The sequence below is a fragment of the Candidatus Persebacteraceae bacterium Df01 genome (genome assembly GCA_030386295.1).
In the GTDB taxonomy this organism is placed as follows: Bacteria; Pseudomonadota; Gammaproteobacteria; order Tethybacterales; family Persebacteraceae; genus Doriopsillibacter; species Doriopsillibacter californiensis.
The window spans coordinates 203,644-227,621 of record JANQAO010000003.1 but is presented as its reverse complement, the minus strand read 5'-3'; the positions used below and the strand labels follow the sequence as shown (position 1 = coordinate 227,621).

The following is a 23,978-nucleotide window of genomic DNA, read 5'->3' as shown; positions in this document are numbered from 1 at the left end:
TTGATTATCGGTTTTTATTGGGTGCAATGCTGGGTGGTGTAGCCGGTGCCGGCGGTATGCTCATTGTTTTTCCTTTTCTTTTCCCACCGCCGGAAGTAAATGAAACTGTGTCAGATAGCATCCTTACCGTTATTAGCGATATTCGTTTTCGTGAAGATTCTGCCGGACAGGACAGTGCTCATCTGGGACGTGGGGACGCGGCGGCGTTCGCATTTATCAAGTAGAGGGCGGTATGGTTTTGCTAGAGATGCAAGACGACTTTAAAGTAGGAGCGGGACCGAATTTTTGGTTATCTGAACAGTCGTGCTGACATCAAAGACGAACAAAATTTTTATGCAGATAACGAACGTGTTAAAATCGCTAAAGTAAATAATTCTACTAGTTCTCAAGTTTATGAAATAGATGCTGTCACCTATGCAAGGCGCGCTCGGTGACCATTTGGTGCGAAAGTTTTAATCAATACATTGCGTCAGCTGATTTGCCTGTCCACAACACATGAAAATACACGAACACCAAGCTAAAGAAATTTTTGCTCATTACGGCATAACAACACCCAAGGGAAAAGCTTGCTTTAGCTTGGATGAGGCACGGGAAGCTATTTGTAATTTAAACTCTACCGTATGGGTAATTAAAGCGCAAATTCATGCTGGTGGGCGAGGCAAGGGCGGTGGCGTTAAAGTAGCGCAAACGCGAGAAGAAGCCGAAGCATATGCTGAATCCATTCTCGGTATGACATTGGTTACGCACCAAACCGGCGCGGCGGGAACACCGGTTAGACGGTTACTGATTGAGGAAGGTGCTAACATTGCAGCTGAGCTTTATATGGGGCTGGTTACTGACCGTGCCAAGCAGCAAGTGGCACTAATGGCCTCTTCTGAAGGTGGTATGGATATAGAAGAGGTTGCCGCTCGCACACCTGAAAAAATTCGCAAGTTGTGGATTAACCCAAAGCATGGGCTGGACAGCACGGCGGCTCGGAAAATTGCCACCGATATTGGCGTACCGGCGTCGGCATTAAATGAGGCTGTATCGCTAATGGAAAAGTTATATCGTCTCTATGAAGAAACGGATGCTTCATTGATTGAAATTAACCCGCTGGTCGTTACCGACGACGGCGGTTTGTTGGCATTAGATGGCAAAATGAATTTTGATGACAATGCGCTATTTCGCCAGCCAAATATTGCCGCCTTACACGATCCAAACGAAGAAGACGCTATGGAAGTGCAAGCGGCCAAGCATGATTTGTCTTATATTTCATTGGAAGGTAATATCGGTTGTATGGTTAATGGCGCCGGTCTCGCCATGGCAACGATGGACATTATTAAACTCTGTGGCGGTGAACCGGCAAATTTCTTGGATGTCGGCGGTGGCGCCGACAAAGAAAAAGTGGCGGAAGCATTCAAGCTCATGCTTGTCAATCCAGGTATTCGTGCAATTTTAATTAATATTTTTGGTGGTATCATGCGTTGCGACATTATTGCAGAAGGCGTTGTAGCTGCCGCACGTGAAATGGAAATAGCAGTACCGTTAGTAGTGCGGCTAGAAGGCACCAACGTGGAACAAGGCAAAAAAATTCTAGCCGAGTCCGGTTTGGCCATTACCACCGCCAGCGACATGGCAGATGCGGCACAAAAAGCCGTGGCTGCCGCAGCATGAATATTGAGAACGTTTTGTCAAATGAAATTATTAGTTAGCCATGTTTAATCTCCATGTCCATATTAATCAATAAAAATACCCGCGTTATCACGCAAGGCATCACTGGTAAAACCGGACGCTTTCATACTTACCACGGACGCCGTTACGCTAATGGTGAAGCCTGCTATGTGGCAGGAGTTACGCCTGGAAAAGGTGGTGAATCTTTTGAAGGCGTGCCTGTTTACAACACGGTCGCCGAAGCTAAAGACGCTACCGATGCCACCGTATCGGTGATTTATGTCCCACCCAAATTTGCCGCCGCCGCTATTGACGAAGCTGTCAGCGCGGAACTGGATTTAGTGATTTGTATTACTGAAGGTATTCCAGTGCGCGACATGGTTCGGGTACGTGACAACATGCAAGGAAAAAAAACGCTGCTGGTGGGGCCAAACTGTCCAGGTGTCATCACGCCAAATGAACTAAAAATCGGCATTATGCCTGGCTACATTCACAAAAAAGGAACTATCGGTATTGTCTCACGCTCCGGCACTCTCACCTACGAAGCCGTGCATCAAGTTACCCAGTTGGGCTTAGGACAAACTACTTGTGTGGGCATCGGCGGCGACCCTGTCAATGGATTAAAACACCGCGATGTGTTGGAATTGTTTGAACAAGATGCAGAAACCGAGGCTGTAATTATGGTCGGTGAAATAGGTGGCAGTGATGAAGAAAATGCTGCTCGTTGGGCACGTGACAACATGAGTAAGCCGATAGTCGGTTTTATTGCCGGTGTTACCGCACCATCGGGAAAACGCATGGGACATGCTGGAGCGATTATCTCTGGCGGCGAAGGTGGTGCAGCTGAAAAAATTGCCGTTATGGAAGAATGCGGTATTAAAGTTACAAAAAATCCAGCGGAAATTGGGAAATTATTGCAGTTAGCACTGTAACCTTCTGCTAGTTTAATGAAAGTCTAAACAGATAAGTACCGGAAAAATTGTAAAAAAGGAGCCTTTATGATTCACCTTGCTCGGCGTGCCGACCGTATTAAACCTTCTCCCACCATTGCCATTTCCACCAAGGCGCAAGAGATGAAAGCTGCCGGACGCGATGTTATCAATCTTGGTTCCGGCGAACCCGATTTTGACACACCACAACATATTAAAGATGCCGCTATTGCCGCTATGCAAGCTGGCGCAACCAAATACACAGCTGTCGGCGGTATTTCAGAACTCAAGTCGGTAGTGTCCGAAAAGTTTCGGCGAGAAAATACACTTGATTACGCTCCATCACAAATCATTGTTTCCACTGGCGCAAAACAAAGCATTTATAACCTAATGATGGCAGTGCTGAATACTGGAGATGAAGCGGTTTTCTTTGCTCCGTATTGGGTGTCGTATCCTGACATGGCACTTTTGGCAGATGCCACGCCGGTTGCCATTTCTTCCGACTCGCCGCATACAAAAATCACACCGCAGCAGCTTGCTTCCGTTCTTAATAATAAGACTAAAATGCTCCTGCTCAATAGTCCTTCCAACCCTTCCGGTGTGCTTTACGATAAGGTAGAACTAGCTGCCTTGGGTGCGGTATTACGTGATTTTCCAGATGTCGTTATCGCCAGCGATGATATTTATGAACATATTCGCTATGAAGGACGTCCTTTTCACAATATTCTAAACGCTTGTCCAGACTTGGCTGGCCGCACGGTTATCATTAATGGCGTGTCCAAAGCTTATGCCATGACTGGCTGGCGAATTGGTTATGCTGCTGGTCCCGAATACCTCATTAAGGCAATGACAAAAATTCAATCGCAAGGAACTTCTAATCCGTGCTCCATCGCTCAAGCGGCTGCGCAAGCGGCGATTGAGGCCGGTACCGATTGCGTGGAACCGATGTTGGAAGCCTTTGCGCGCCGACGGAGTATGGTTAGTGAAAAACTTAATGCTATCGACTGTGTGGATTTTCCACCTATAGAAGGAGCTTTTTACGCCTTTGCTAGCGCCGAAGCCGCCATTACTAAATTGTATGAGGCAGGGCGCATTAGTGCGCAGACGGATTTAGCATTTTGTGATTATTTACTAGAAAATGCGGGTGTCGCAATGGTGCCAGGTTCGGCGTTTGGTTGCGAAAATTGCTTTAGACTTTCTTTTGCTACAGCGGATAATTTATTGGAGCAGGCGGTAGAAAGAATCGGAAACGCCTTGGCTTAAAATCGTATCTGATTAATATTTAACTTGCCCTAAAAGCTTTATGTACTTACTTTGGCTGCGTTTGTGGCGGTTTGTGCGCCTCATCGTGACCATCTACCGGCTCAAAGTGACTCGTGACTTCGGCAGGCATATCAAAAGCGCGACAAATTTCTTGCTCTATTTCTGTCGCTTGGCGGTGGGCGACGGCGATGACTGTGGTGTTGTCAAATTGCAAATGAAAGTCAATGATAAGGCGGTTTCCGGCATTTCGATGGCGCAAAAAATGATAGGAAATACCATGTTTTTGCGTTTCCGTACCCAAAATCTGGCGTAGCGTAACATCTACCTGAGGGTCGGCGCTATCCATCAACCCGCCCACCGAACGGCGAATTAATCCGGCGCCTGACCACAAAATATGTAGTGCGATAACAAGCGCTAGTAGCGGATCAAATAGCAACCATCCAGTGGTTTTTGTGAGTAACAGTCCGACCAAAACACCAATACTTGTAAAACAATCCGTCAACACGTGCCGCCCATTAGCTTCTAGAACGATAGAGTGCAAGCGTTGTCCTCGGCGCAAAATAAATAATCCCAGTCCACCATTTATGAGCGCCGCTAAAGCGATATAGCCAGCACCATATTCAATGTGCGTGATGCTTCCACCGTACAACAATTTTTTTAATGATTCGTAAAAGATAAACAAGGCAGCAATAATAATCATCGCCCCCTCAAATCCAGCGGAAAAAAAGTTTATGCGGTCGTGACCGTATAAATGCCCGCGATCTGCAGGTTTTTGTGAAAGCCACAAGCTGTATGCAGCAAAACCAACAGCAAGTAAATGAACAACCGATTCAGCTGCATCGGACAAAATCGCTGCCGAATTGGTAATGTAATAAGCATGTATTTTAATGGCGAATATCAGTGCGCCTGCCGCTAGCGACAGGTACATAGCAAAAAATAAATCGCGAGTGCGGCGCGTATTGTGCGTGCCTGAGGAAAAATCGTTGTGGGTTAATTTTTTCTGTGCTGGCACGCGATTGTTGTTGTGGAAAGCCGTAACGGACGAAAAAAAATTGTTAACAAGTCAGTAAAGTTCCTTCATCCTGGCCTTTAAGAATGGCGGCTAACGTGCCGGGAGTAGTAAGCTTGAACACGTGTACTGGCAGTTTTCTTTCGCGGCATAACGCTAGTGCCGTAGCATCCATCACTCGTAATTGCTGGTTAATGGCGTCGTTCATTGGTAAAGTATCGTAGCGCTTGGCATCGGCGTTTTTTGCTGGATCGCTGGAGTATACGCCGTCTACGTTTGTTGCTTTGAGCAGGGCATTTGCACCAATTTCGGAAGCACGTAACGCCGCTGCTGTGTCAGTGGAAAAAAATGGATTGCCGGTGCCACCTGCAAAAATTACGACTTGCCCATTTTCTAAATGTCGTACCGCTTTTTCTCGAATATAGGGTGCTACGACTTGTTCCATGTTAAGTGCTGACTGTAAGCGGGTGTCTATGCCGGCAGCGTTAAGTGCTGACTGTAGTGCTTTGCCATTGATAACAGTTGCTAACATGCCCATGTAATCAGCGGTTACTCTATCCACACCCATGTCTGATGACAACATTTCACCGCGCACAATATTGCCGCCACCGACAACTATTGCTACCTGCTTTTTCATCGCAAGTGCGGCAGCAACTTCGTCGGCTAAATAGCTGAGTACTTGGGAATTAAAGCAAAAATTGGAACCGCCGTTTAACGCCTCTCCACTAATTTTTAGAAGAATGCGGCGATAATCGGCGGCATTCCTCATGAAATATTAAGAGTCGCTACCTACTGCCAACAAACGAAAACCAGAGGCGTGTATGCCAGCCTCATCTAAAACTTGTTGTACGGTTTTATCACCATCTTTGACAAACGATTGTTTGAGTAGCGTAAGTTCAGAAAAATGTTTATTTAATTTTCCTTCAACTATTTTTTGAGCTACTTCTGGTGGCTTGCCGGATTCGGCAGCCTGAGCAATAAAAATAGTGCGCTCTTTCTCTACGTCGGCTGATGGCACATCGTCAGGGCTTAAATACTTCGGACGCATGGCGGCGATATGCATGCAGATGTCGCGAGCAGTAGCTGCTGCTGCATTGCCACCTTCATAAGTTAGCATCGCGGCAATTTTGTCACCAGTATGCAAATAATGGGCGACAGATTCGCTAATAGGTAGAGTGGCAACGCGACCAATAATTACGTTTTCGCCAATTTTCATAATTAGCTCTTGCCGTGCCGTATCTGCGTCACGGTCATCAGCTAGAATCAATTTTTCTACGTTATTTCCCGCTGCTGCTGCGTCAGCCAATTGCTGACAGAAAGCACGAAAATCATCATCGCGGGCGACAAAATCAGTTTCGCAGTTAACTTCTGCCAGCGCAGCAATACCATTGCCAACAGATACCGCAATACGCCCTTCGGCCGCTGTTCTACCAGAAACTCGTTCTGCCTTGGCACCGCTTCTAACTCGTAGCAAATCTGTCGCTTTATCAAAATCACCGTCGCACTCCGTCAATGCTTTTTTGCATTCCATCATGCCGAGCCCAGTAGTTTCGCGCAAATTTTTGACCATAGAGGCGGTAATTGTCATCGGTTGTTTGCCTCTACCATAGGTGATTCATTTCCAGACGCTGCGGCTATAGCAACTTGGCGAGTGCGTTCTTCGCGTCCGGCGATAATAGCTTCGGACATCAAACGAGCGTATATTTCTACAGCTTGCCTTGAGTCGTCATTGCCGGGAATAACATAATCAACACCTTCTGGCGAGTGATTAGTATCTACTACTGACACCACAGGAATACCAAGTAAGTTAGCCTCACGTACAGCTCCTTTGTGCCAGCCGGCATCAATAATAAACAGTGCGTCAGGCAGTTCATTCATTTCACGCACACCACCGATAGATTTTTCCAGTTTGTCTTTCGTAGACAACAATTGGATACCTTCCTTTTTAGTAAGCGTTTTTAATATACCACTTTCAATATCGGCTTCCACACTTTTTAGACGCTCAACTGATTTAAGAGTAGTTTTAAAATTGGTCAGCATACCACCAAGCCAACGTTGTGACATATAAGGCATACTAGCGGCACGCGCTTGTGTCATGATAGCTTCGCTGCCTACTGGTTTAGCACACACATACAAAATAGTCCCACCATCTAAAGACACCGAACCAAAGAATTCACTGGCCTTTTCCAACCCTGATAATGTGTGATCTAAATTGATAATGTGAGTTTGGTAATAAGTGCCGTAAATGTAAGGCGCCATTTTTGGGTTCCAAAAGCGGGTGCGATGGCCAAAGTGCCCGCCCGCCAACATGAGTTCTCGGATGGATGTGTTCATTCGTTTTTCCCGTCGGCACTGCCGGCAAGTACCGACACAGTAATATTAGCAACGACATCTGGATGTAAAGTTACGGTAATTTCGTGATTGCCAATTTCTTTAAGGTTGCCATTCGGAAGTGTGATTTGGCCACGCCGAATTTCAATATTTTCGGCAATTTTTTGCGCGTTCAACTGAGTAGCAATGGCGGCGGCAGTGATAGAACCGTACAAATTTCCATCCGGGCCAGCACGGGCAGTCATTTGGAGTAGATAGCGATTTAAGGCATTGCCTGCAGTTTTCATTGCCGAAGCGAGGTTAGCCTGGCGTTTCTCTAACTCACTACGACGGCTTTCAAATGTAGCAATAGCTTCTTTGGTGGCACGTTCGGCTTTGCCTTGTGGAAGTAAATAATTGCGAGCATAGCCAGGGCGCACATTAGCAATATCACCCAACATACCAAGACCGGTAACGCTTTCTAATAAAATAATGTTCATTTGTCGCGCCTCAAGGTGTGTGAGCGTGAATAGGGTAGCAAAGATAGAAAGCGTGCCTGCTTAATCGCTCGTTTGAGTTGGCGCTGCATTTTTGCGCAGACATTGCTGTAAGCAGACGGTTGGATGCGCGCTTCTTCGGTAATGTGACGAGAAAGCAAATCAATGTCTTTGTAGTCAACTTGAGTGATGCCTGCCGATAACAAAGGGCATGACGGAGGTTTTCGAAACATCGCTCGTTGCATGGACTGAGCGGTTTTTTTACGTTTGCGAAAGGGACGATTCTGAAAGGTACGGCTCATGATTTAGTTCCTTTTTCTGGAGGAATCGAATCTTCGGGTTGATTTGATTTTTGTGATTCGGCAGAAGAGTGAACCGGCGAGTCGCTTCCCTGAGCATCAGGCTTGCTGAATTTATCACCGGAGACATTATTTTCCTGTCTGCCATCTCCGCTTCCTTTGCCATTTTTGTTGTTTTCTTTACTGTCAAGTGCCTTCATCATGGGAGACGGCTCAGTGACGGCTTCTTCTCTTCGTATCACCAAAGAACGCAAAATAGAATCACTAAAACGAAAAGTTTCTCGTAGTTTTTCTAATGTGCTGCCATCACACTCAATATTCATCAAAAGATATTGCGCTTTGTGTTGGCTTTGGATAGGATAGGATAGCGAACGGCGTCCCCAGTCTTCAAAGCGATGAAGAGTGCCGCCGCCGTCAACGACAATTTTTTTGTATAAATCAATCATTGCCGACATCCGCCCCTGTTGATCGGGGTGTACAACGGCGACAATTTCGTAATGGCGCATCTATTTGGCTCCTTTCGGTCTGAGTTATGGCCGCCTACGACAAAAATTATGTGCAAGCGGCAAGAAGCGTAGAATTAAAATTATATATTTTTTTATGTCATCAATGCAAACTTCTTCCTCCACACTTTCCGCACCTAAGCCTAAGCGACAACTGCTTCTGTTGTTAGAGCAGCTGCGTGACGTCGAAAATAATGATAGTAGTCAACGGTTAGACAGCATGTTGTCCGCCGTGCACGAGGCGGATATTGCCGACGTGATGGAGACAATCCCGCGCAATGAACGGTTGACTTTGTGGGAGCGTCTACCAATGACGCTTAAAAGCGATGTGCTATTGGAATTATCGGAACGAGTTCTGCAAGATTTGCTTCCTCAAATTCCTGAGGAACAAACTGCTGAATTAATGCAGCAAATGACGGGGGATGATGTCGCCAGTCTATTGCGTGATATCAGTCCAGAGTTGAGCGGTCGTCTTATCAGACGAGCTGGCTTGGTCAACAATATTGAACTGCGCACCAGTTTGGCTTTTGCCGATGACACAGTTGGTGCGCTAATGGGTTTTGATTCTGTTATCGCAGATGAGACAGATACGGTTGACGATTTATGTAACCGATTACGCAAGCGAGGTGAACTTCCCAGCCACTGTGACAAGTTGTTTGTTGTGGATACCCTTTCGCGGTTGGTTGGCGTACTGCCGCTCAAGCGGTTACTACTGTATCCACCAACGTCATTGGCACGTGAAATTATGGTAACGGAAGATTTACATTTTTTTCGTACCGAAGAAAGTATTGAAAAAGCAGCTAGCGCTTTTGAGCGTTATGATCTGATTTCCGCACCGGTGCTTACTGACACACATCAGATTGTAGGGCGATTGACTATTGATGAAATTTTGGATCATCTACAAAAAAATCGCGAGTTGGGGTTGCTCAATAGCGCTGGCGTGACGGAAGAGGAAGATTTGTTTGCTTCATTACCGCGCCGTTTTACGAATCGTTGGCGTTGGCTGCTGGTTAATTTAGTGGCCGCTTTTTTTATCTCACGTGTGGTGGGGCTGTTTGAGTCAACAATTGTCAATGTCGTGGCACTGGCATCGCTCATGCCGATTGTTGCTGGCATGAGTGGCAATGTGGGCAATCAAACAGCAACACTTACTGTCCGGGCATTAGCACTGGAGCAGATTGATCGAACTAATTGGCGCGCCGTCGTGTGGGGCGAAATAGCGCTAAGTCTTATTAATGGTTTGGTGTGGGGCGGATTAGTCGGTTGTTTTGCGTATTTGCTGTATGAGCGGCTGGATTTGGCGTTGGTATTAGTAGTGGCAATGATATTTTCTTTCTTTGCTGCCGCAGTTACCGGATTTTTCTTCCCACTATTGATGAAAAGAATTGGTAAAGACCCAGCCTTAGGTGCCTCAGTAGTGCTTACTAGCGTAGTGGATACACTAGGGTTTTTTGTTTTTCTTAGTCTAGGTGCGATATTTTTATTGTGATTATTTAATTTTTTTATCCAAATCACGCACAATAGCTGTGGTTTGTATAGATTTTTAATAATATAATCACCTACATGCCGCATGATACGGTATTTATTTATCTACCACTCAAAGGAGAGACTTATGAACAAAAGTGAAATCATTGAAAAAATAGCCACGGATGCGGGGCTTAGCAAAGCTGATGCCGGACGAGCATTAAGCGCGTTTATTGACCTTATCAGCACTTCTTTGCGCAAAAAGAAACCTGTAGCAATCGTTGGCTTCGGTACTTTTGACGTGCAAAAACGTAAAGCACGTAAAGGGCGCAATCCGCAGACCGGCGAAGAGCTGAAAATTAAAGCTTCGATAGCACCGCGTTTTCGTCCCGGAAAAACTCTTAAGGACACAGTTAATAAGTAATAAATATAATTTGTATTTCGTCCGACGCTGTAAAAAGCACGGTCGAGATTCATAAACGCGGAGTGGTAGTTCAGATGGTTAGAATATCGGCCTGTCACGCCGGGGGTCGCGGGTTCGAATCCCGTCCACTCCGCCATATTTTCAATACAGAAATCGCGCAGTAACACTAATTCATTTTTTATAATGTTTTCTTTCTTTCGCCGATTTCCTTCTTTACGACGATTGTTGATTGTTGTTTCTTCACTGCCGCTGATGTTCGCTGGCGGCTCACTGATTGGTGGCTTAGATTCCGTAATAGGTGGTGTTGGCTCATTAGAAATTTCACGCGGGGAATTTTTTAACACATACCAAAGATTGGAAGAATATTACCGGCAAAATTACGATTTAGAGGAAATTCCTGACGATTTGTCTCAACAAATATTGTCGGAAACACAAAACCGCCTATTATCAGAGTATCTCATGCGCGCTTCTGCGGACGACAAAAAACTATATGCTCCAGATGAGGCAGTAGCTGAAGAAATTCGCCAAATGGAAGATTTTCAAGACGAAGATGGAAATTTTTCCTTAGCACTTCTTAATGATTATGTCAGTGATGTCCGACGGTTGCAAAACCAAGTTCGTATTTCGCTCAACCGGCGCCCATTGTTACGCGCGATGGATCCTTTTTCGGTAATACCGATAGAAGAAGAGCTCGCCGCTTTTCGCCGGCAAAATCGGATTGTTGAAGAAGCAACCCTTAAACTCACCACGGCGTTTAATATTGATGAGCAAAATATTGCTCGTTATTACAATGCCAATCGCGATGAATACCAAATACAAGAAGAGGCAGATTTTGAGTATGTATTGATTTCTTTGGATGATTTTGCTGCCGAGTATGTTCCTGATGATGAAGATGTTGAGTTAGCGTACGAAGAGTTTGTTGAAAAACAAAATGCTGACGAACAGCGCACCGCCAGTCACATTTATATTTCTGGCACTGATGAAGAAGCTTCTCAACGTGCTACCGAAGTCGCTACTGAAGCAAAACAATCGCCCGATAATTTTGCCGCTTTAGCGGCGAAATATTCCGATGATACCGGCAGTGCCATTAATGGCGGCGATTTAGGCGTGGTTGTACGGGGTGACTTACCGGAAGCTATGGAAACGGTGCTATTCACGCTATCTGCTAACGAAGTCAGTGCTCCCGTAGTACTAGATGATGGGTTTAGTATCTTAAAAATGGGATCGTCTTCTGCCACCGTACCACCGTTGGAAGTAGTGCGCGAGGATGTAGAAAAAATTGCGCGGCGTTTTGCGGCAGAAAATGATTTTTTGAATGAAATTGACCGTCTTCAAGATATTTCTTATTTGAATGTCGGTTCGTTGTTGTCAGTGGCGGTGGCGGCGAGAAGTTCCGTACAAACAGTTACCACCATTGCTCGTGGAGTAAAGAGCAATCCTTCTCCATTTACTGATGAAAACTTATTAGATCAAATATTTGTAGAAGAAGTTCTTACTAGTGGTGAGGCTAGCCCTGCCGTGGCTGTTAATGATAATTTATACCTAATAGCGCGCGTGCTGCGGTATCAAGAGGGACGCGTTAAATCGCTGGCGGAAGTAGGCGATGAAATTTTGGGCATTTTGCGCGCTCGGCAAAAAATTACAATGATACAAGCAGACAAAGAAAGCCGTGGCGAATATGATTTGCCAGCAGAATTGCTTTGGCGTGGACCTTACACACTCAGTCTCACCGATGAAACTACTGATGCAGAGAAAACCAGTAAGGATGCGAGCGATGAAGGCACTAAATCGGCGACCGGTGGTGGTGGCGATTCTAATAATGATGGTACTGGCAAAACGGAAGATAGCACTTCCCATGAAGCTGGTGAGGAGGTTTTAAAGATAGCTGAAGAAATTGATGATGACGCAGTAAATCAGATTTTTATTGCCGATTTAAGTGGTGGAATGCCATCATACGCCTTTGTTGCCGCCGCCAACTATGTGCGCATTTTTCGTATTAATAACGTTATAGAGAATGAACCGCAAGAAGAAGATTTTGAAGTTGTTGACCAATTGCTTAATCCACCACAAGCTGGAGTTGGTGGTGCTGCATATTTGGAATCGCTTTCTGGTCGCTACGATGTGTTTTTTGATGTGCCAGAATTACAGCGACAATAAGTAATTTTGCCTTTAAGTGTAGGCGTCCGCTATTTATTTTCTTCTTCAAATTCAAATCCGGCAGTAATATGAAAACCGGCATCTACATGTAGCACTTCACCGGTAATAGCAGCAGCTTGTTCTGACAACAAAAAAACGGCTGCATTTGCGATTTCTTCAGCACTAACATTACGCTTGAGTGGTGCCTGTTTCTCCACTTGTTTAAGAATTTTGCCAAAGCCGTCAATGCCAGCGGCCGACAGGGTTTTAACTGGTCCGGCTGAAACGGCGTTTACCCGCACATTATTAGCACCCAAGCCCAGCGCCAAATAGCGCACACTAGCCTCTAGCGCAGCTTTCGCTACTCCCATGACATTGTAGTTTGGCAATGCTCGCTCGGCGCCTAAGTAGCTTAGCGTGACCAGTGAGCCACCATCGCCAAAATGAGGTAGAGCCGCTTTGGCAAATGCGGTGAGCGTGTAAGCACTAATATCCAAGGCTTCGGTAAAGGAGGCGCGGTCAATACTATCTTGATAAGCACCAGCGATGGTTTCTCGGCGCGCAAAAGCGATGGCGTGCACAAGTCCGTCCAGCCCACCCAAAATTTCAGAGGCACTGTTGACAGTGGCAGTAACGCTGTCATCGTCGCCAGCATCGCAAAACAAAGCGGGAGCATTATTAAAATCTGTGGCAACCAAAGCTGCGGCTTTATTATCATCACCGCGATTGTCAGGCTGTACGGCAAAAACCAACTGTGCACCTTCGGCAGCGGCACGGGCCGCGATGAAATAAGCCAGCGATCGCCGATTGCGCACTCCGGTAATCAATATTTTTTTGTCGGTTAGAGAAAGCATAAAGGGAATTATATGGCAAGTATAATCCACTATTAGCATGAACAATTGGAAAGATACATTACTTTTTCGCGCGTTGCGGCAGCAGCCCGTGCCGCGTCCACCAATTTGGTTGATGCGACAGGCGGGACGTTATCTACCCGAGTACCGCGCTATTCGCAAGGAAGCAGGCGGTTTTTTGGCGATGGCAAAAAACCCGCAAATTGCCAGCGAAATTACTCTACAACCAATTCGTCGGTTTGGCTTTGATGCTGCGATTTTGTTTTCCGATATCCTCACCATTCCGGATGCCATGGGACTGGGATTGTTTTTTTCCGAAGGCGAAGGACCGCGGTTTAGTCAGCCATTACAGACGGAAGAAGCCATTCAAAAATTGCGCCCAGCATCACTGGAAGAATTGCGTTATGTCATGGATGCTAGTGTGCTTACGCGGCAAACGTTACCCGCTGAAACACCATTAATCGGATTTTGCGGATCACCTTTTACGCTGGCGTGTTACATGATAGACGGTTCTGGTGGCAACTTTTGGCGCACCCGCCAAATGCGCTTTTCCCGCCCTGATTTATTACGGCGGGTGCTGGAAATTAATACCATTTCCACCGCTGAATTGCTCTGTGCACAAATTGATGCCGGCTGCCAAGCGGTGATGATTTTTGATAGCTGGGGTGGTCTGCTAGGCGGTGACGAATACGAAGATTTTTCTCTTTCCTATATCCGCCACGTTGTTTCCTTAGTCAAAGAAAAAAGTGATGCTCCAATTATCGTATTTGGTCGTCGTTGTGGCTTGATGTTACCAGCCCTTGCCGCTTGCGGTTGCGATGCCGTGGGCGTAGACTGGCAAACGTCTTTGCGCATGGCGCGGCGTATGATAGGCGGTAAAGTAGCGATTCAAGGAAATTTAGAGCCGGCAGCATTGCTCGGCACGCCCGATATTGCGGCAGCAGCAGCAGCTCGTGTTTTAGCTGATTATGGTGACAGTTCTGGGCATATTTTTAATTTGGGACATGGGGTGGATAAAAGCACGCCACCAGAATGTGTCACTGCCGTCGTGGAAACGGTGCGAGCAAATCGCTCACATTAACCCCATACGTAGCAATGTGTTGTGTCGGTAGCGGTAATCGTGGCACAAGCCATCATGCTATAATTTTTCCATCTCAATTGCGTACTATTTTTCTTGGGAAGAAATAAATGAATACACGAAAATCACATCTTACAATCGCACAACTGCTTTGGCCAGAAGTTTCCACATCATCTTATAGCAGGGCGGCGATACTTGCTCTAACGGGAAGTTTATTGCTTACCGTATCGGCAAAAGTTCAGGTACCTTTTTACCCGATTCCAGTCACGATGCAAACAATGATAGTAATGTTGTTAGGGATGGCTTACGGTTCTCGATTGGGCGTGGCGACGGTGTTACTGTATTTGGCTGAAGGAGCTGTCGGGTTACCGGTTTTTGCAGGCTCGCCAGAAAAAGGCATTGGTTTGGCTTATATGCTTAGCGGTACTGGTGGCTATTTGATTGGTTTTGTTTTGGCAGCAGGTATTTGTGGTCGGTTAGCCGAGCGAGGTTTAGATCGAACTGTTTACTTCGTTGCGTTAGTGATGTTCGTCGGTCATGTGGCAATTTATGTGCCGGGTTTGCTTTGGCTGGGCACTGTGATCGGCTGGGACAAACCTATATTGCAATTGGGGCTGTTTCCGTTCATTCCCGGAGATATTCTTAAACTGGCGTTGGCCGCACTTTCGCTTCCAGTTGCCGCTAAAATGGCACGGCGTTTTCAGTCGCGCGGTGATTAATGATCTACGTAATTTTTTAGGCGGACGCTGGATTATTCACCGTCACATTACGGATTTTTTAAGACAACAAAAATTATTTTTTTCTAGGGAGGCGTGTTTTGACAAAAACTGCGCCGACGAAAACTTGGACTATTTAAAGAAGGCTCACTGTTTGCCGACAAGCAACATTTTTTTCTAGTCAGCGTTATATCTATGTGTTGCATCAGCCACACTACACGCCGGTACATTTTTCTGATGGGCGGCTGTTTCATGATTTGGACTTGCGCCGCAAACGCTGTCAAGTTACTCATCCGTGTCAGGAGTGATAAAAATCATCTGGCACGTTCAAGACGCTAATAAAAACCTGCTGATTAAAAGCCGGCTATGGAGATCAACAATTACTAATGCGGAAAAGCCTGATTATCAGTAATTGATACTAGCGTTGCTCAAAGTTATTTTCATTCGGGATATCACCGTCTTCAACTATGAGCTCAACAAAATTGGAGACAACAGCACTTGGAGGACCATTTTGTGCACACTCCAACATCTTCCGCACAGCCTCTCTTTCACCTGAAAACAATACAATAAGACTGCCATCATTTTCGTTTTTACCCCAGCCGCACACAGATAACTGTTTTGCCTTTTGCGCCAAAAAATAGCGAAAGCCCACGTTTTGAACGCTACCGGTTAGACGATATTTCGTTGTTAATATTTGTTCGGTTTCTTGTCCTATACTTTTTTTCATATTTTTTTCACTGTATTTTCGTATTCTTTATCTTTACATAATTTTGTTAAAATCGGAAACATTGGATAATACCTGTATGACGCTTAATAAAACACTAGTGCATTGGTTGAAAGAGCACAATATCACTGAAGTGGAAATTTTTGTGCCTGATTTAAGCGGGATAATGCGCGGCAAAATCATCCCGTGTGAGAAATTCATTCAATCATCTGTGCGCATGCCCGAATCAGCGCTTGCACAAACATTAACCGGCGACTGGGGAGAACAAGACGACTTGATGGACGAAGCTGATGGTGACATGGAGTTGCGTCCCGACCCAGAAGGTTGTTTTGTCGTACCATGGGCAGATGAGCCAACTGGACAAATCATTTGCGATTGTGTGAGCAGAAAAGGTAGCCTTATTCGCTATGCACCACGGAGTGTGCTAAAAAAAGTTATTCGCTTTTTTCACCGTGAAGGCTGGCAACCCATTGTGGCACCAGAGCTGGAATTTTACTTAGCAACCCGCGACAACAATCCAGATAATCCGCTGACGCCGCCGGTTGGTCGAACTGGTCGTCCCGAGTTTTCGCGACAACCATTTAACATTGACGCGCTTAACGAATTTGAGCCGATTATTAACGATATTTATCGTTTTGCCGAAGCGCAGGAGTTAGCAGTAGATACGTTGACACACGAAGAAGGCGTTGCACAGTTTGAAATTAATTTCAAACACGGCGATGCATTAGAATTGGCTGACCAAGTGCTTATGTTCAAGCGTTGTGTGCGCGAAGCGGCGGTGCGCCATAACATGGCGGCTACTTTTATGGCCAAACCGGTGGAAGGGCAGCCGGGTAGTTCTATGCATATTCATCAAAGTGTTGTATCACGCACCGGCGGTCACAATCTTTTTGCTTCCAGTCACGGAACGATGAGTACGATGTTTAAGCATTATATTGGCGGATTGCAGCGTTATCTGCCCGACATTGCTGCGATGCTTATTCCTAATATCAATTCATATCGCCGAATCAACGTACCATGGCAAAGCAACAACAACCACTGGGGGGTAAACAACCGCACTGTAGGTTTACGGGTGCCTGACATTGGCGAAGTCGAGTCCATGCGAGTGGAAAATCGCATTAGTGGCTCCGACGCCAATCCTTATTTGGCAATAGCGGCATCACTACTGGCTGGTTTTGTCGGTATCAAACAAAAATTGCCGTTGGCTGCAATGGTTACTAGCGCAACGTGGGACATGAAACGCGGTATTCCATTAACGCTAGAACAGGCACTGGAAAATATGCAAAAATCAAAAATGCTGCGTGAGAAATTGGGCAATCGCTTTGTAGACATTTATGTCGCTTGCAAACGCACTGAACTGGAAAATTACAAACATGTGGTGACTGCGTGGGAGCGGAAGTTTTTGTTGGATATTTAATTTACCAACAACTTTATAAAAATAAATATAACAAGGGTTAATAACAGGGACACATTTTAATTGATAAAAAAACAATAATATTTATTTAATTCATTGAAATAACGACAAAAAATAACTGCATCCCCGAAAAATAATTTTCATTGATAACTATAAAACGAAGTTTTGAGATCTGCAACCTTCTTTTTTTGCTGCCATAAATATTCAAAATATGGCAAACACGTTAGCACAAAAAATATTCGCCGGCGTACCACGGGATCGTTCGGTGACGAGGTATAATTGACATCCAGCGACACGCCACCGGCGCGGCGCTGTTTTTTTTGCCTAATGACCCACAACGCCATATTAACCTTTGCCGACGGTGACGTATTTACCGGACGGTTAGTTGGACACAGCGGTATCGTCGTTGGCGAAGCGGTCTTTAATACTGCAATAACCGGTTATCAGGAAATTATCACCGACCCTTCTTACCATCGGCAATTAGTCAATTTCACCCATCCCCATATTGGTAACACTGGCGTTACTCCGCTAGATGATGAGTCTCCGCAAGCTTTTGTTGCTGGAATTATTGCCCGCCGCATCACTCGCCACCACAGTAACTGGCGTGCTGTGCAATCACTACCTGGTTTTTTATGCGACAAGCGCATCACCGCGATTGAAGATATTGATACTCGCGCCATCACTCGCAAATTGCGCAATGGCGGTGCGATTTCCGCCAGTATTGCACCGGGAAAGAGCGAAGCGGTTCAAACTGAGGCGCTAGCAGCAGCCCGCGCCTTTGCTGGGTTACAAGGCGTCATGCTCGCCAGTGAAGCTGGCAGCTCACGCTCAAACACTTGGGAAGAAGGTTTGTGGCGGGCAGCACATAATGACTATGTTGGCGGCGGTGGTGGCGGCAAGCGTGTTGTGATATTGGATTGTGGCACTAAAAGCGCTATTTTGAGGCACTTGGCAGCACGCGGCTGCCAACTCACTGTCATGCCTTATGAATCAGACGTCGCTGCGGTGTTAGCACAGCGACCCGACGGCGTAGTGTTTTCTAATGGACCAGGTGACCCAGAACCCTGTGAGGCAGCAATAAAACTGGCGCGCGCCTTACTCAACCAAAATATGCCGTTACTGGGTATCTGTTTAGGGCATCAAATTCTCGCTGTTGCTTTGGGAGGGAAAACAATAAAAATGAAATTTGGTCACCATGGCGCCAACCATCCAGTGCGAGACACGACACACGGGCGAGTGTTAATCACCAGCCAAAATCATGGTTTTGCTGTAGACGCTAAATCACTGCCGGCTTCAGCTCGGGTTACCTATGTGTCGTTGTTTGACGGTTCTTTACAGGGATTAGCGTGTGAGGCACCACCAGTTATCACTTTTCAGGGGCATCCAGAAGCAAATCCGGGACCGCATGACGCCGATTTTTTGTTTGATAATTTTATGCAACTAATGGGCAAACATGCCTAAGCGCGAGGATATTAACAGCGTTTTAGTGCTGGGGGCGGGACCTATCGTCATCGGTCAAGCCTGTGAATTTGATTATTCAGGAACTCAGGCCTGCCGGGCGTTACGAGAAGAAGGTATTCGCGTGGTGTTGCTGAATTCCAATCCGGCGACAATTATGACCGATCCCGATATGGCGGATGCCACCTATGTGGAACCGGTTAACGCCGATACGGCACTAGCAGTGATGCGGCGCGAAAAAGTAGATGCCGTATTGCCGACAATGGGTGGGCAAACGGCGCTTAATTGTGCTATGGAATTGCATCGCCGCGGCGTTTTTGATGAACCAGGAGCACCACGATTAATTGGTGCTAACCCCAAGAGTATATTTGATGCCGAAGACCGTAGTGCCTTCAAACAAGCGATGGAAACCATCGGATTACAGTGCGCGCCATCATTGGTTGCACGCGATTTGCTTGAGGCCAATGCGGCACTAGAAACTATTGGTTTTCCAGTAATTGTGCGACCGTCATTCACACTCGGCGGCAGTGGCGGCGGCATTGCTTTTAACCGGCAAGAATTTGAGGCACTGGCGGCACGCGGAATTTCTGAATCGCCCAATGGATCAATTCTCATGGAACGTTCACTCATTGGCTGGAAAGAATTTGAAATGGAAGTAGTGCGAGACTCTGCCGACAATTGCATTATCATTTGTTCTATTGAAAACGTGGATCCAATGGGGGTACACACTGGTGATTCCGTCACTGTGGCGCCGGCACAAACTCTGACCGACAAAGAATATCAGCGCATGCGCAACACCTCCATTGCCGTATTGCGCAAAATAGGTGTGGACACCGGCGGCGCTAACGTACAGTTTGCGATTAATCCCGTCAACGGTGACATGGTAGTGATTGAGATGAATCCGCGAGTCTCACGCTCATCGGCGCTAGCATCCAAAGCTACTGGCTTTCCCATTGCTAAAGTTGCCACCAAACTAGCTATTGGTTATACATTGGACGAAGTTAGCAATGACATTACCGGAGGTACACCAGCGTCATTTGAACCTTCCATTGATTATATTGTCACGAAAATTCCGCGATTTGATTTTGCCAAATTTCCACCAACACCGGATTTTCTCACTACGCAAATGAAATCGGTAGGTGAGGTGATGGCCATTGGACGTACTTTTTCCGAATCATTACAAAAAGCTTTGCGTGGACTAGAAACTGGAGCCTGCGGTTTGTCATCAAAAATTGAATTAGACGGAGTACGCCGGCTGAATACGACAACCCGTGAGGAAGAAGAAACACGAAAGCCAGAATTGGTGCATGAACGCGAGAAAGTTAAGGAGCAATTGTCCAAACCCAATTCGGAGCGATTATTTTGGTTAGCAGATGCTTTTCGCCTTGGCTTTTCTGTAGAAGAAATTCACGCATTGTGCAAAATTGACCCTTGGTTTTTGGAGCAAATTGAAGAATTAATAAACACCGAAACCAGCATGCGGCATGATTATGCAGAAAACAACGTGACTGATATTCCCCGCCAAATACTATTGGAATGGAAGCGGCAGGGTTTTGCTGATGCACGCATTGCTACGTTGATTGGTGCTGATGAGCTTGCCGTACGCCACCACCGCGAAGAACTGAATGTACGACCAGTGTTTAAACGCATTGACACTTGTGCTGGTGAGTTTCCGACCGACACTGCTTATTTATATTCTACCTATGAAACGGAGTGCGAGCTCAATCCCACTGACAACAAAAAAATTGTTATTTTAGGTAGTGGTCCCAATCGTATTGGTCAAGGCATTGAATTTGATTATTGTTGCGTTCACGGTGTGCTTGCGCTCAAAGAGGCGGGCTTTGAAACCATCATGATTAATTGCAATCCGGAAACGGTGTCCACCGACTATGACACTTCTGACCGACTATTTTTTGAACCGCTGACGGCGGAAGAAGTGCTTGCTGTCATCCATCGAGAAAAACCAATTGGCGTGATTGTTCAATTTGGTGGACAAACGCCACTGTCTATCGCGCAGGCGCTACAAGATGCGGGGGCGCCGATTATTGGTACGTCCGTGGAAGCCATTGCCCACGCTGAATCGCGTGAACAATTTAAACAGTTGTTACACCGTTGTGAACTGCGCCAAACAGAAAATGACATCGTACATTTTTCTATCCATAGCGCTGGAGGAGACCGGCTTGATTCCGTAGCTTTCCAAAAAGAGGAAAAGCAAGCATTGACCGCTGCTACTCGCGTGGGCTATCCGTTGGTGGTGCGTCCCAGTTATGTTCTAGGCGGTAGGTCTATGCGTTTGGTGTACGATGAACGAGATTTGCGCACTTACTTTCGCAAAGAAATTGCCACCGAGATGCTGGGTGGCGATATTTTGCTGGATAAATTTTTAGATAATGCAATTGAGGTAGATGTAGACGCCGTTGCCGATAGTGAAGGTAATTGTTTAGTAGCAGGGGTAATGGAACATATTGAACGTGCTGGCGTTCATTCTGGTGATTCTGCGTGCTCACTACCGCCGTACTCACTGAGCAATGAGATAGTAGAAGAATTGCGCCGGCAAACGCGATTACTGGCAAAAGCATTGGGTGTGATTGGATTGATGAATGTGCAATTTGCCATTCGTGGCGATGATATTTACGTGTTGGAAGTTAACCCTCGTGCTTCAAGAACTACGCCGTTTGTTTCTAAAGCTTCGGGACTACCGATTGCTAAAATTGCCGCTAAAGCTATGGCCGGCATCACACTGGCTGAGCAGGGTGTAAGTGAACTGCCGCCACTAAACTATTATGCGGTTAAAGAGGCGGTATTTCCATTTAATAAATTTCCCGATGTCGACGTATTACTCGGACCAGAAATGAAATCTACTGGCGAATCAATGGGTATTAGTCATGATTTTGCCGCCGCATTTTTTTATGCTCAAGAAGCAATACAGGCAGCACCTAAAAATGGTGCAGTATGTTTTAGTGTTCGCGATGAAGACAAAGCGGCGGCGGTAGATTTGGCTGCACAATTTCAGCAACACGGTTTTGATATCATCGCCACGCGCGGCACGGCAGCTTATTTTATGGCACACGGTGTTTCTACTACCGACATAAATAAAGTTAAGGAAGGACGTCCGCATATTGTAGACAGCATTGTCAGCGGACAGACTCAAATGGTGATTAATACGGAAAGTAATTCTGCTGAAAGCCGCGCCGATTCTTTTTCCATTCGCCGCGCCGCGTTAGCGGGTAGGGTGATATACTTTACAACCATTGCTGGCGTAGCCGCAGCTGCGCAAGGTATCTCGCGGGCGCATGGGGCGCCGCAACCGCGCACTTTGCAAGAGTGGCATTACAAAGGAGACTAATAATGAGTGTACCCATCACCAAAGAAGGCAAAATAAAATTGCAAGGCGAGTTGGATAAGCTCAAAAACACTGAGCGACCGGCTATTATTAAAGCTATTGCCGAGGCACGAGCGCATGGTGATTTGTCAGAAAATGCCGAATATCATTCAGCCAAAGAAAAACAAGGACTTATAGAAGCACGCATCAAAGAGCTGGACTCTGTTCTCAGTGGCGCTCAGGTAATTGATCCGATGGCAGTGGGCGCCGATGGGCGTTGTATTTTTGGCTCATATGTGACGTTGCAAGACGGTGAGGGAAAAACCATAAAATACCGGTTGGTGAGCGAATATGAAGCGGATTTGGAACAAGGTTTATTATCTGCTCCATCTCCTATCGGGCGAGCGTTGCTGGGCAAGTACGCCGGTGACAGTGTAGTAGCTCAAACGCCCGGCGGGGTGCAAGAATACGCAATTGTGGCTATTGCTTACGAATGAGCATTTTGTCGCAGCTCGGCGATACTCCGGTATGGCGGGTGCGGCGTGCTGTACTTGCCGAAAACGAGTACCGACGCTATGATGCTGTGCTACAAATTATTAACGACAAATCGTCAGCACCTTTTGCCGGCTTATTTAACGCCGTAGCAAAAAAACGTGGTCACGATAAAGGCTTGCCACCGCTCACGTTGGAAGATGGTACGGCGATTGTAAGGCTATTATGGTCGGAACAAGACAGCGTTTTTGAACAGCTGGAATGTTTACGTAAGCTGTTAACGCCATTACTGGCAAAATCAGTGGCGGTGGATATTCGCGTTATGAGTGCTGCTTATAGTGCTATTTACGCCACACTGATTGCGGCTTCCGATTTGCCTGGTGACAAAGGAAAATGCCGTCGTCTAATGTTTGCTGGCTGCGCACAACAAACCGCAAATATTGCCGTGGTAGCAGCAGCGGCTAACACATTAGCGCGAGGATTATGTCGACTTCCTCCCAATGTGTTGACCGTTCCTGCCTTTGCCCGCAGCGCAATCACGTTAGCACGTCGTCATGGCGTGCGTACACAATTGATTGACCATAAAAAATTAAAAACACTAAAGGCAGGCGCTATATTGGCGGTAGGACGGGCATCGGTAGCACCCCCGTGTGTTGTTCGGTTGAGTTATACCGTCAAAAATGCGCCTCGCGTAGCACTTGTTGGCAAAGGTGTCTGTTATGACAGTGGTGGAGTAAACGTGAAACCTGCACGCTATATGCGTGGGATGAAAGGCGACATGGCCGGTGCTGCGGTGGCATTAGCAGCAGTATTAGCGGCAGCACAAAATCGTCTGCCGGTATCAGTAGAGGCCTTTTTGGTGCTTGCCGACAACGGCATTGGGCCGGCTGCTTATTGCCCTGATGAGGTAGTGACAGCAATGAACGGCAAGCGTATAGAAATTGTACATAGCGATGCCGAAGGACGGATGCTCCTAGCAGACACCCTGACCTTAGCAACGCGAGTTAAACCGGCTTTTGATGCGGTGGTATCTTTTGCAACGCTCACTGGCACCATGGTAACGGCACTAGGAACCCGCATGAGTGGCGCATTTGCCGTGGATGATGGCTGGCGACAGCGCGCTGTAGAAGCAGCAACGGCAAGTGGCGAGCGGCTATGCGTATTCCCGCTACCAACAGATTACAAAGACAAACTCAAAAGCAATATTGCCGATATTAAACAATGCGCTGAAGAGGGCGATGCCGATCACATATTAGCGGCGTTGTTTTTGCGTGAATTCATAGAAGGGACACCTCCGTGGCTGCATTTAGATTTGTCGGCATCTTCCTGCAAAGGAGGCTTGGGAGCAGCACCGGGACCAGAAACAGGCTTTGGCGCCGCGTGGACTTTTGAACTGCTAAGACAATTGGCAAATAAGAAGAGTAAGGCATTATAAG

Annotated in this window: 22 protein-coding genes, 1 tRNA gene and 1 pseudogene; 15 read left to right on the top strand and 9 right to left on the bottom strand. The window is 46.5% G+C overall.

The window, feature by feature from the left end; genetic code table 11:
* Nucleotides 1–26 precede the first annotated feature (26 nt).
* The 4 genes from NQX30_05800 (at nt 27) to NQX30_05785 (ending at nt 3,845) form a co-directional block, all read left to right on the top strand.
* Nucleotides 27–224: a hypothetical protein gene (locus NQX30_05800; protein MDM5147879.1), complete on the top strand. Its 198-nt coding sequence runs from the start codon at nt 27–29 to the stop codon at nt 222–224.
* Nucleotides 225–495: 271 nt separating this feature from the next.
* On the top strand, nt 496–1,656 hold the full coding sequence (gene sucC, locus NQX30_05795) for an ADP-forming succinate--CoA ligase subunit beta (protein ID MDM5147878.1): 1,161 nt from the start codon (nt 496–498) through the stop codon (nt 1,654–1,656).
* A gap of 53 nt (nt 1,657–1,709) precedes the next feature.
* Nucleotides 1,710–2,585, top strand: coding sequence for a succinate--CoA ligase subunit alpha (gene sucD, locus NQX30_05790; GenBank protein ID MDM5147877.1), 876 nt, complete (start codon nt 1,710–1,712; stop codon nt 2,583–2,585).
* A 66-nt stretch (nt 2,586–2,651) separates the two neighbouring features.
* Complete coding sequence (locus NQX30_05785; protein ID MDM5147876.1) at nt 2,652–3,845, top strand: pyridoxal phosphate-dependent aminotransferase; 1,194 nt, start codon at nt 2,652–2,654, stop codon at nt 3,843–3,845.
* Nucleotides 3,846–3,891: 46 nt separating this feature from the next.
* Here the strand turns inward: NQX30_05785 and NQX30_05780 are convergent, their stop codons facing one another.
* From NQX30_05780 to rpsF, 7 genes and pseudogenes are all read right to left on the bottom strand, one after another.
* Complete coding sequence (locus NQX30_05780) at nt 3,892–4,857, bottom strand: cation diffusion facilitator family transporter (GenBank protein MDM5147875.1); 966 nt, start codon at nt 4,855–4,857, stop codon at nt 3,892–3,894.
* Nucleotides 4,858–4,900: 43 nt separating this feature from the next.
* Complete coding sequence (gene pyrH, locus NQX30_05775; GenBank protein ID MDM5147874.1) at nt 4,901–5,623, bottom strand: UMP kinase; 723 nt, start codon at nt 5,621–5,623, stop codon at nt 4,901–4,903.
* A 6-nt stretch (nt 5,624–5,629) separates the two neighbouring features.
* The gene (gene tsf, locus NQX30_05770; protein ID MDM5147873.1) at nt 5,630–6,442 is read right to left on the bottom strand and encodes a translation elongation factor Ts; all 813 of its coding nucleotides are present in this window, start codon (nt 6,440–6,442) and stop codon (nt 5,630–5,632) included.
* A complete protein-coding gene (rpsB, locus tag NQX30_05765) occupies nt 6,439–7,188 on the bottom strand; it encodes a 30S ribosomal protein S2 (protein MDM5147872.1) in 750 nt (249 codons plus the stop codon). Before rpsB ends, tsf begins: the two co-directional genes overlap by 4 nt.
* Nucleotides 7,185–7,664, bottom strand: coding sequence for a 50S ribosomal protein L9 (rplI, locus tag NQX30_05760; GenBank protein MDM5147871.1), 480 nt, complete (start codon nt 7,662–7,664; stop codon nt 7,185–7,187). The genes rpsB and rplI overlap by 4 nt, the downstream gene beginning before the upstream one ends.
* The gene (gene rpsR / locus NQX30_05755; GenBank protein ID MDM5147870.1) at nt 7,661–7,963 is read right to left on the bottom strand and encodes a 30S ribosomal protein S18; all 303 of its coding nucleotides are present in this window, start codon (nt 7,961–7,963) and stop codon (nt 7,661–7,663) included. Before rpsR ends, rplI begins: the two co-directional genes overlap by 4 nt.
* Nucleotides 7,964–8,154: 191 nt before the next feature.
* Nucleotides 8,155–8,466: pseudogene (rpsF, locus tag NQX30_05750) on the bottom strand (30S ribosomal protein S6).
* 103 nt (nt 8,467–8,569) lie between these two features.
* Between rpsF and NQX30_05745 the strand changes: the two are divergent.
* The 4 genes from NQX30_05745 to NQX30_05730 all read left to right on the top strand — a co-directional run bounded on the left by NQX30_05745 (nt 8,570) and on the right by NQX30_05730 (nt 12,508).
* On the top strand, nt 8,570–9,952 hold the full coding sequence (locus NQX30_05745) for a magnesium transporter (GenBank protein MDM5147869.1): 1,383 nt from the start codon (nt 8,570–8,572) through the stop codon (nt 9,950–9,952).
* A 123-nt stretch (nt 9,953–10,075) separates the two neighbouring features.
* Nucleotides 10,076–10,351 (top strand): HU family DNA-binding protein, encoded by a 276-nt coding sequence (locus NQX30_05740; protein ID MDM5147868.1) that lies wholly within the window; start codon nt 10,076–10,078, stop codon nt 10,349–10,351.
* 59 nt (nt 10,352–10,410) lie between these two features.
* Nucleotides 10,411–10,487, top strand: a tRNA-Asp gene (locus NQX30_05735).
* Between the two features lie 47 nt (nt 10,488–10,534).
* Nucleotides 10,535–12,508, top strand: a complete 1,974-nt coding sequence (locus NQX30_05730) for a peptidylprolyl isomerase (protein MDM5147867.1) — start codon at nt 10,535–10,537, stop codon at nt 12,506–12,508.
* A gap of 29 nt (nt 12,509–12,537) precedes the next feature.
* Here NQX30_05730 and NQX30_05725 read toward each other — a convergent pair whose 3' ends face one another.
* Nucleotides 12,538–13,341 (bottom strand): SDR family oxidoreductase, encoded by an 804-nt coding sequence (locus NQX30_05725; protein ID MDM5147866.1) that lies wholly within the window; start codon nt 13,339–13,341, stop codon nt 12,538–12,540.
* A gap of 37 nt (nt 13,342–13,378) precedes the next feature.
* Between NQX30_05725 and hemE the strand changes: the two genes are divergently transcribed.
* Together hemE and NQX30_05715 are read left to right on the top strand one after the other, a co-directional pair.
* The gene (gene hemE / locus NQX30_05720; protein ID MDM5147865.1) at nt 13,379–14,419 is read left to right on the top strand and encodes a uroporphyrinogen decarboxylase; all 1,041 of its coding nucleotides are present in this window, start codon (nt 13,379–13,381) and stop codon (nt 14,417–14,419) included.
* 107 nt (nt 14,420–14,526) lie between these two features.
* A complete protein-coding gene (locus NQX30_05715) occupies nt 14,527–15,135 on the top strand; it encodes a biotin transporter BioY (GenBank protein ID MDM5147864.1) in 609 nt (202 codons plus the stop codon).
* 415 nt (nt 15,136–15,550) lie between these two features.
* Here NQX30_05715 and NQX30_05710 read toward each other — a convergent pair whose 3' ends face one another.
* Nucleotides 15,551–15,859, bottom strand: coding sequence for an acylphosphatase (locus NQX30_05710; protein ID MDM5147863.1), 309 nt, complete (start codon nt 15,857–15,859; stop codon nt 15,551–15,553).
* A gap of 76 nt (nt 15,860–15,935) precedes the next feature.
* On the opposite strand from NQX30_05710, the gene NQX30_05705 reads away from it, so the two are divergent.
* The 5 genes from NQX30_05705 (at nt 15,936) to NQX30_05685 (ending at nt 23,977) form a co-directional block, all read left to right on the top strand.
* Nucleotides 15,936–17,273 (top strand): glutamine synthetase family protein, encoded by a 1,338-nt coding sequence (locus NQX30_05705; GenBank protein ID MDM5147862.1) that lies wholly within the window; start codon nt 15,936–15,938, stop codon nt 17,271–17,273.
* A 324-nt stretch (nt 17,274–17,597) separates the two neighbouring features.
* Nucleotides 17,598–18,731, top strand: coding sequence for a glutamine-hydrolyzing carbamoyl-phosphate synthase small subunit (carA, locus tag NQX30_05700; protein ID MDM5147861.1), 1,134 nt, complete (start codon nt 17,598–17,600; stop codon nt 18,729–18,731).
* The gene (gene carB / locus NQX30_05695; protein ID MDM5147860.1) at nt 18,724–22,074 is read left to right on the top strand and encodes a carbamoyl-phosphate synthase large subunit; all 3,351 of its coding nucleotides are present in this window, start codon (nt 18,724–18,726) and stop codon (nt 22,072–22,074) included. The genes carA and carB overlap by 8 nt, the downstream gene beginning before the upstream one ends.
* The gene (gene greA, locus NQX30_05690; GenBank protein MDM5147859.1) at nt 22,074–22,547 is read left to right on the top strand and encodes a transcription elongation factor GreA; all 474 of its coding nucleotides are present in this window, start codon (nt 22,074–22,076) and stop codon (nt 22,545–22,547) included. The genes carB and greA overlap by 1 nt, the downstream gene beginning before the upstream one ends.
* On the top strand, nt 22,544–23,977 hold the full coding sequence (locus tag NQX30_05685) for a M17 family metallopeptidase (protein MDM5147858.1): 1,434 nt from the start codon (nt 22,544–22,546) through the stop codon (nt 23,975–23,977). Before greA ends, NQX30_05685 begins: the two co-directional genes overlap by 4 nt.
* Nucleotide 23,978: the final 1 nt, after the last annotated feature.

Excerpts from the sequence above, each read along its gene's own strand:
- NQX30_05800 (MDM5147879.1), top strand. The coding sequence starts at position 27 with ATGCTGGGTGGTGTAGCCGGTGCCGGCGGTATGCTCATTGTTTTTCCT.
- sucC (MDM5147878.1), top strand. The coding sequence starts at position 496 with ATGAAAATACACGAACACCAAGCTAAAGAAATTTTTGCTCATTACGGC.
- sucD (MDM5147877.1), top strand. The coding sequence starts at position 1,710 with ATGTCCATATTAATCAATAAAAATACCCGCGTTATCACGCAAGGCATC.
- NQX30_05785 (MDM5147876.1), top strand. The coding sequence starts at position 2,652 with ATGATTCACCTTGCTCGGCGTGCCGACCGTATTAAACCTTCTCCCACC.
- pyrH (MDM5147874.1), bottom strand. The coding sequence starts at position 5,623 with ATGAGGAATGCCGCCGATTATCGCCGCATTCTTCTAAAAATTAGTGGA.
- tsf (MDM5147873.1), bottom strand. The coding sequence starts at position 6,442 with ATGACAATTACCGCCTCTATGGTCAAAAATTTGCGCGAAACTACTGGG.
- rpsB (MDM5147872.1), bottom strand. The coding sequence starts at position 7,188 with ATGAACACATCCATCCGAGAACTCATGTTGGCGGGCGGGCACTTTGGC.
- rplI (MDM5147871.1), bottom strand. The coding sequence starts at position 7,664 with ATGAACATTATTTTATTAGAAAGCGTTACCGGTCTTGGTATGTTGGGT.
- rpsR (MDM5147870.1), bottom strand. The coding sequence starts at position 7,963 with ATGAGCCGTACCTTTCAGAATCGTCCCTTTCGCAAACGTAAAAAAACC.
- NQX30_05745 (MDM5147869.1), top strand. The coding sequence starts at position 8,570 with ATGCAAACTTCTTCCTCCACACTTTCCGCACCTAAGCCTAAGCGACAA.
- NQX30_05740 (MDM5147868.1), top strand. The coding sequence starts at position 10,076 with ATGAACAAAAGTGAAATCATTGAAAAAATAGCCACGGATGCGGGGCTT.
- NQX30_05730 (MDM5147867.1), top strand. The coding sequence starts at position 10,535 with ATGTTTTCTTTCTTTCGCCGATTTCCTTCTTTACGACGATTGTTGATT.
- NQX30_05725 (MDM5147866.1), bottom strand. The coding sequence starts at position 13,341 with ATGCTTTCTCTAACCGACAAAAAAATATTGATTACCGGAGTGCGCAAT.
- hemE (MDM5147865.1), top strand. The coding sequence starts at position 13,379 with ATGAACAATTGGAAAGATACATTACTTTTTCGCGCGTTGCGGCAGCAG.
- NQX30_05715 (MDM5147864.1), top strand. The coding sequence starts at position 14,527 with ATGAATACACGAAAATCACATCTTACAATCGCACAACTGCTTTGGCCA.
- NQX30_05710 (MDM5147863.1), bottom strand. The coding sequence starts at position 15,859 with ATGAAAAAAAGTATAGGACAAGAAACCGAACAAATATTAACAACGAAA.
- NQX30_05705 (MDM5147862.1), top strand. The coding sequence starts at position 15,936 with ATGACGCTTAATAAAACACTAGTGCATTGGTTGAAAGAGCACAATATC.
- carA (MDM5147861.1), top strand. The coding sequence starts at position 17,598 with ATGACCCACAACGCCATATTAACCTTTGCCGACGGTGACGTATTTACC.
- carB (MDM5147860.1), top strand. The coding sequence starts at position 18,724 with ATGCCTAAGCGCGAGGATATTAACAGCGTTTTAGTGCTGGGGGCGGGA.
- NQX30_05685 (MDM5147858.1), top strand. The coding sequence starts at position 22,544 with ATGAGCATTTTGTCGCAGCTCGGCGATACTCCGGTATGGCGGGTGCGG.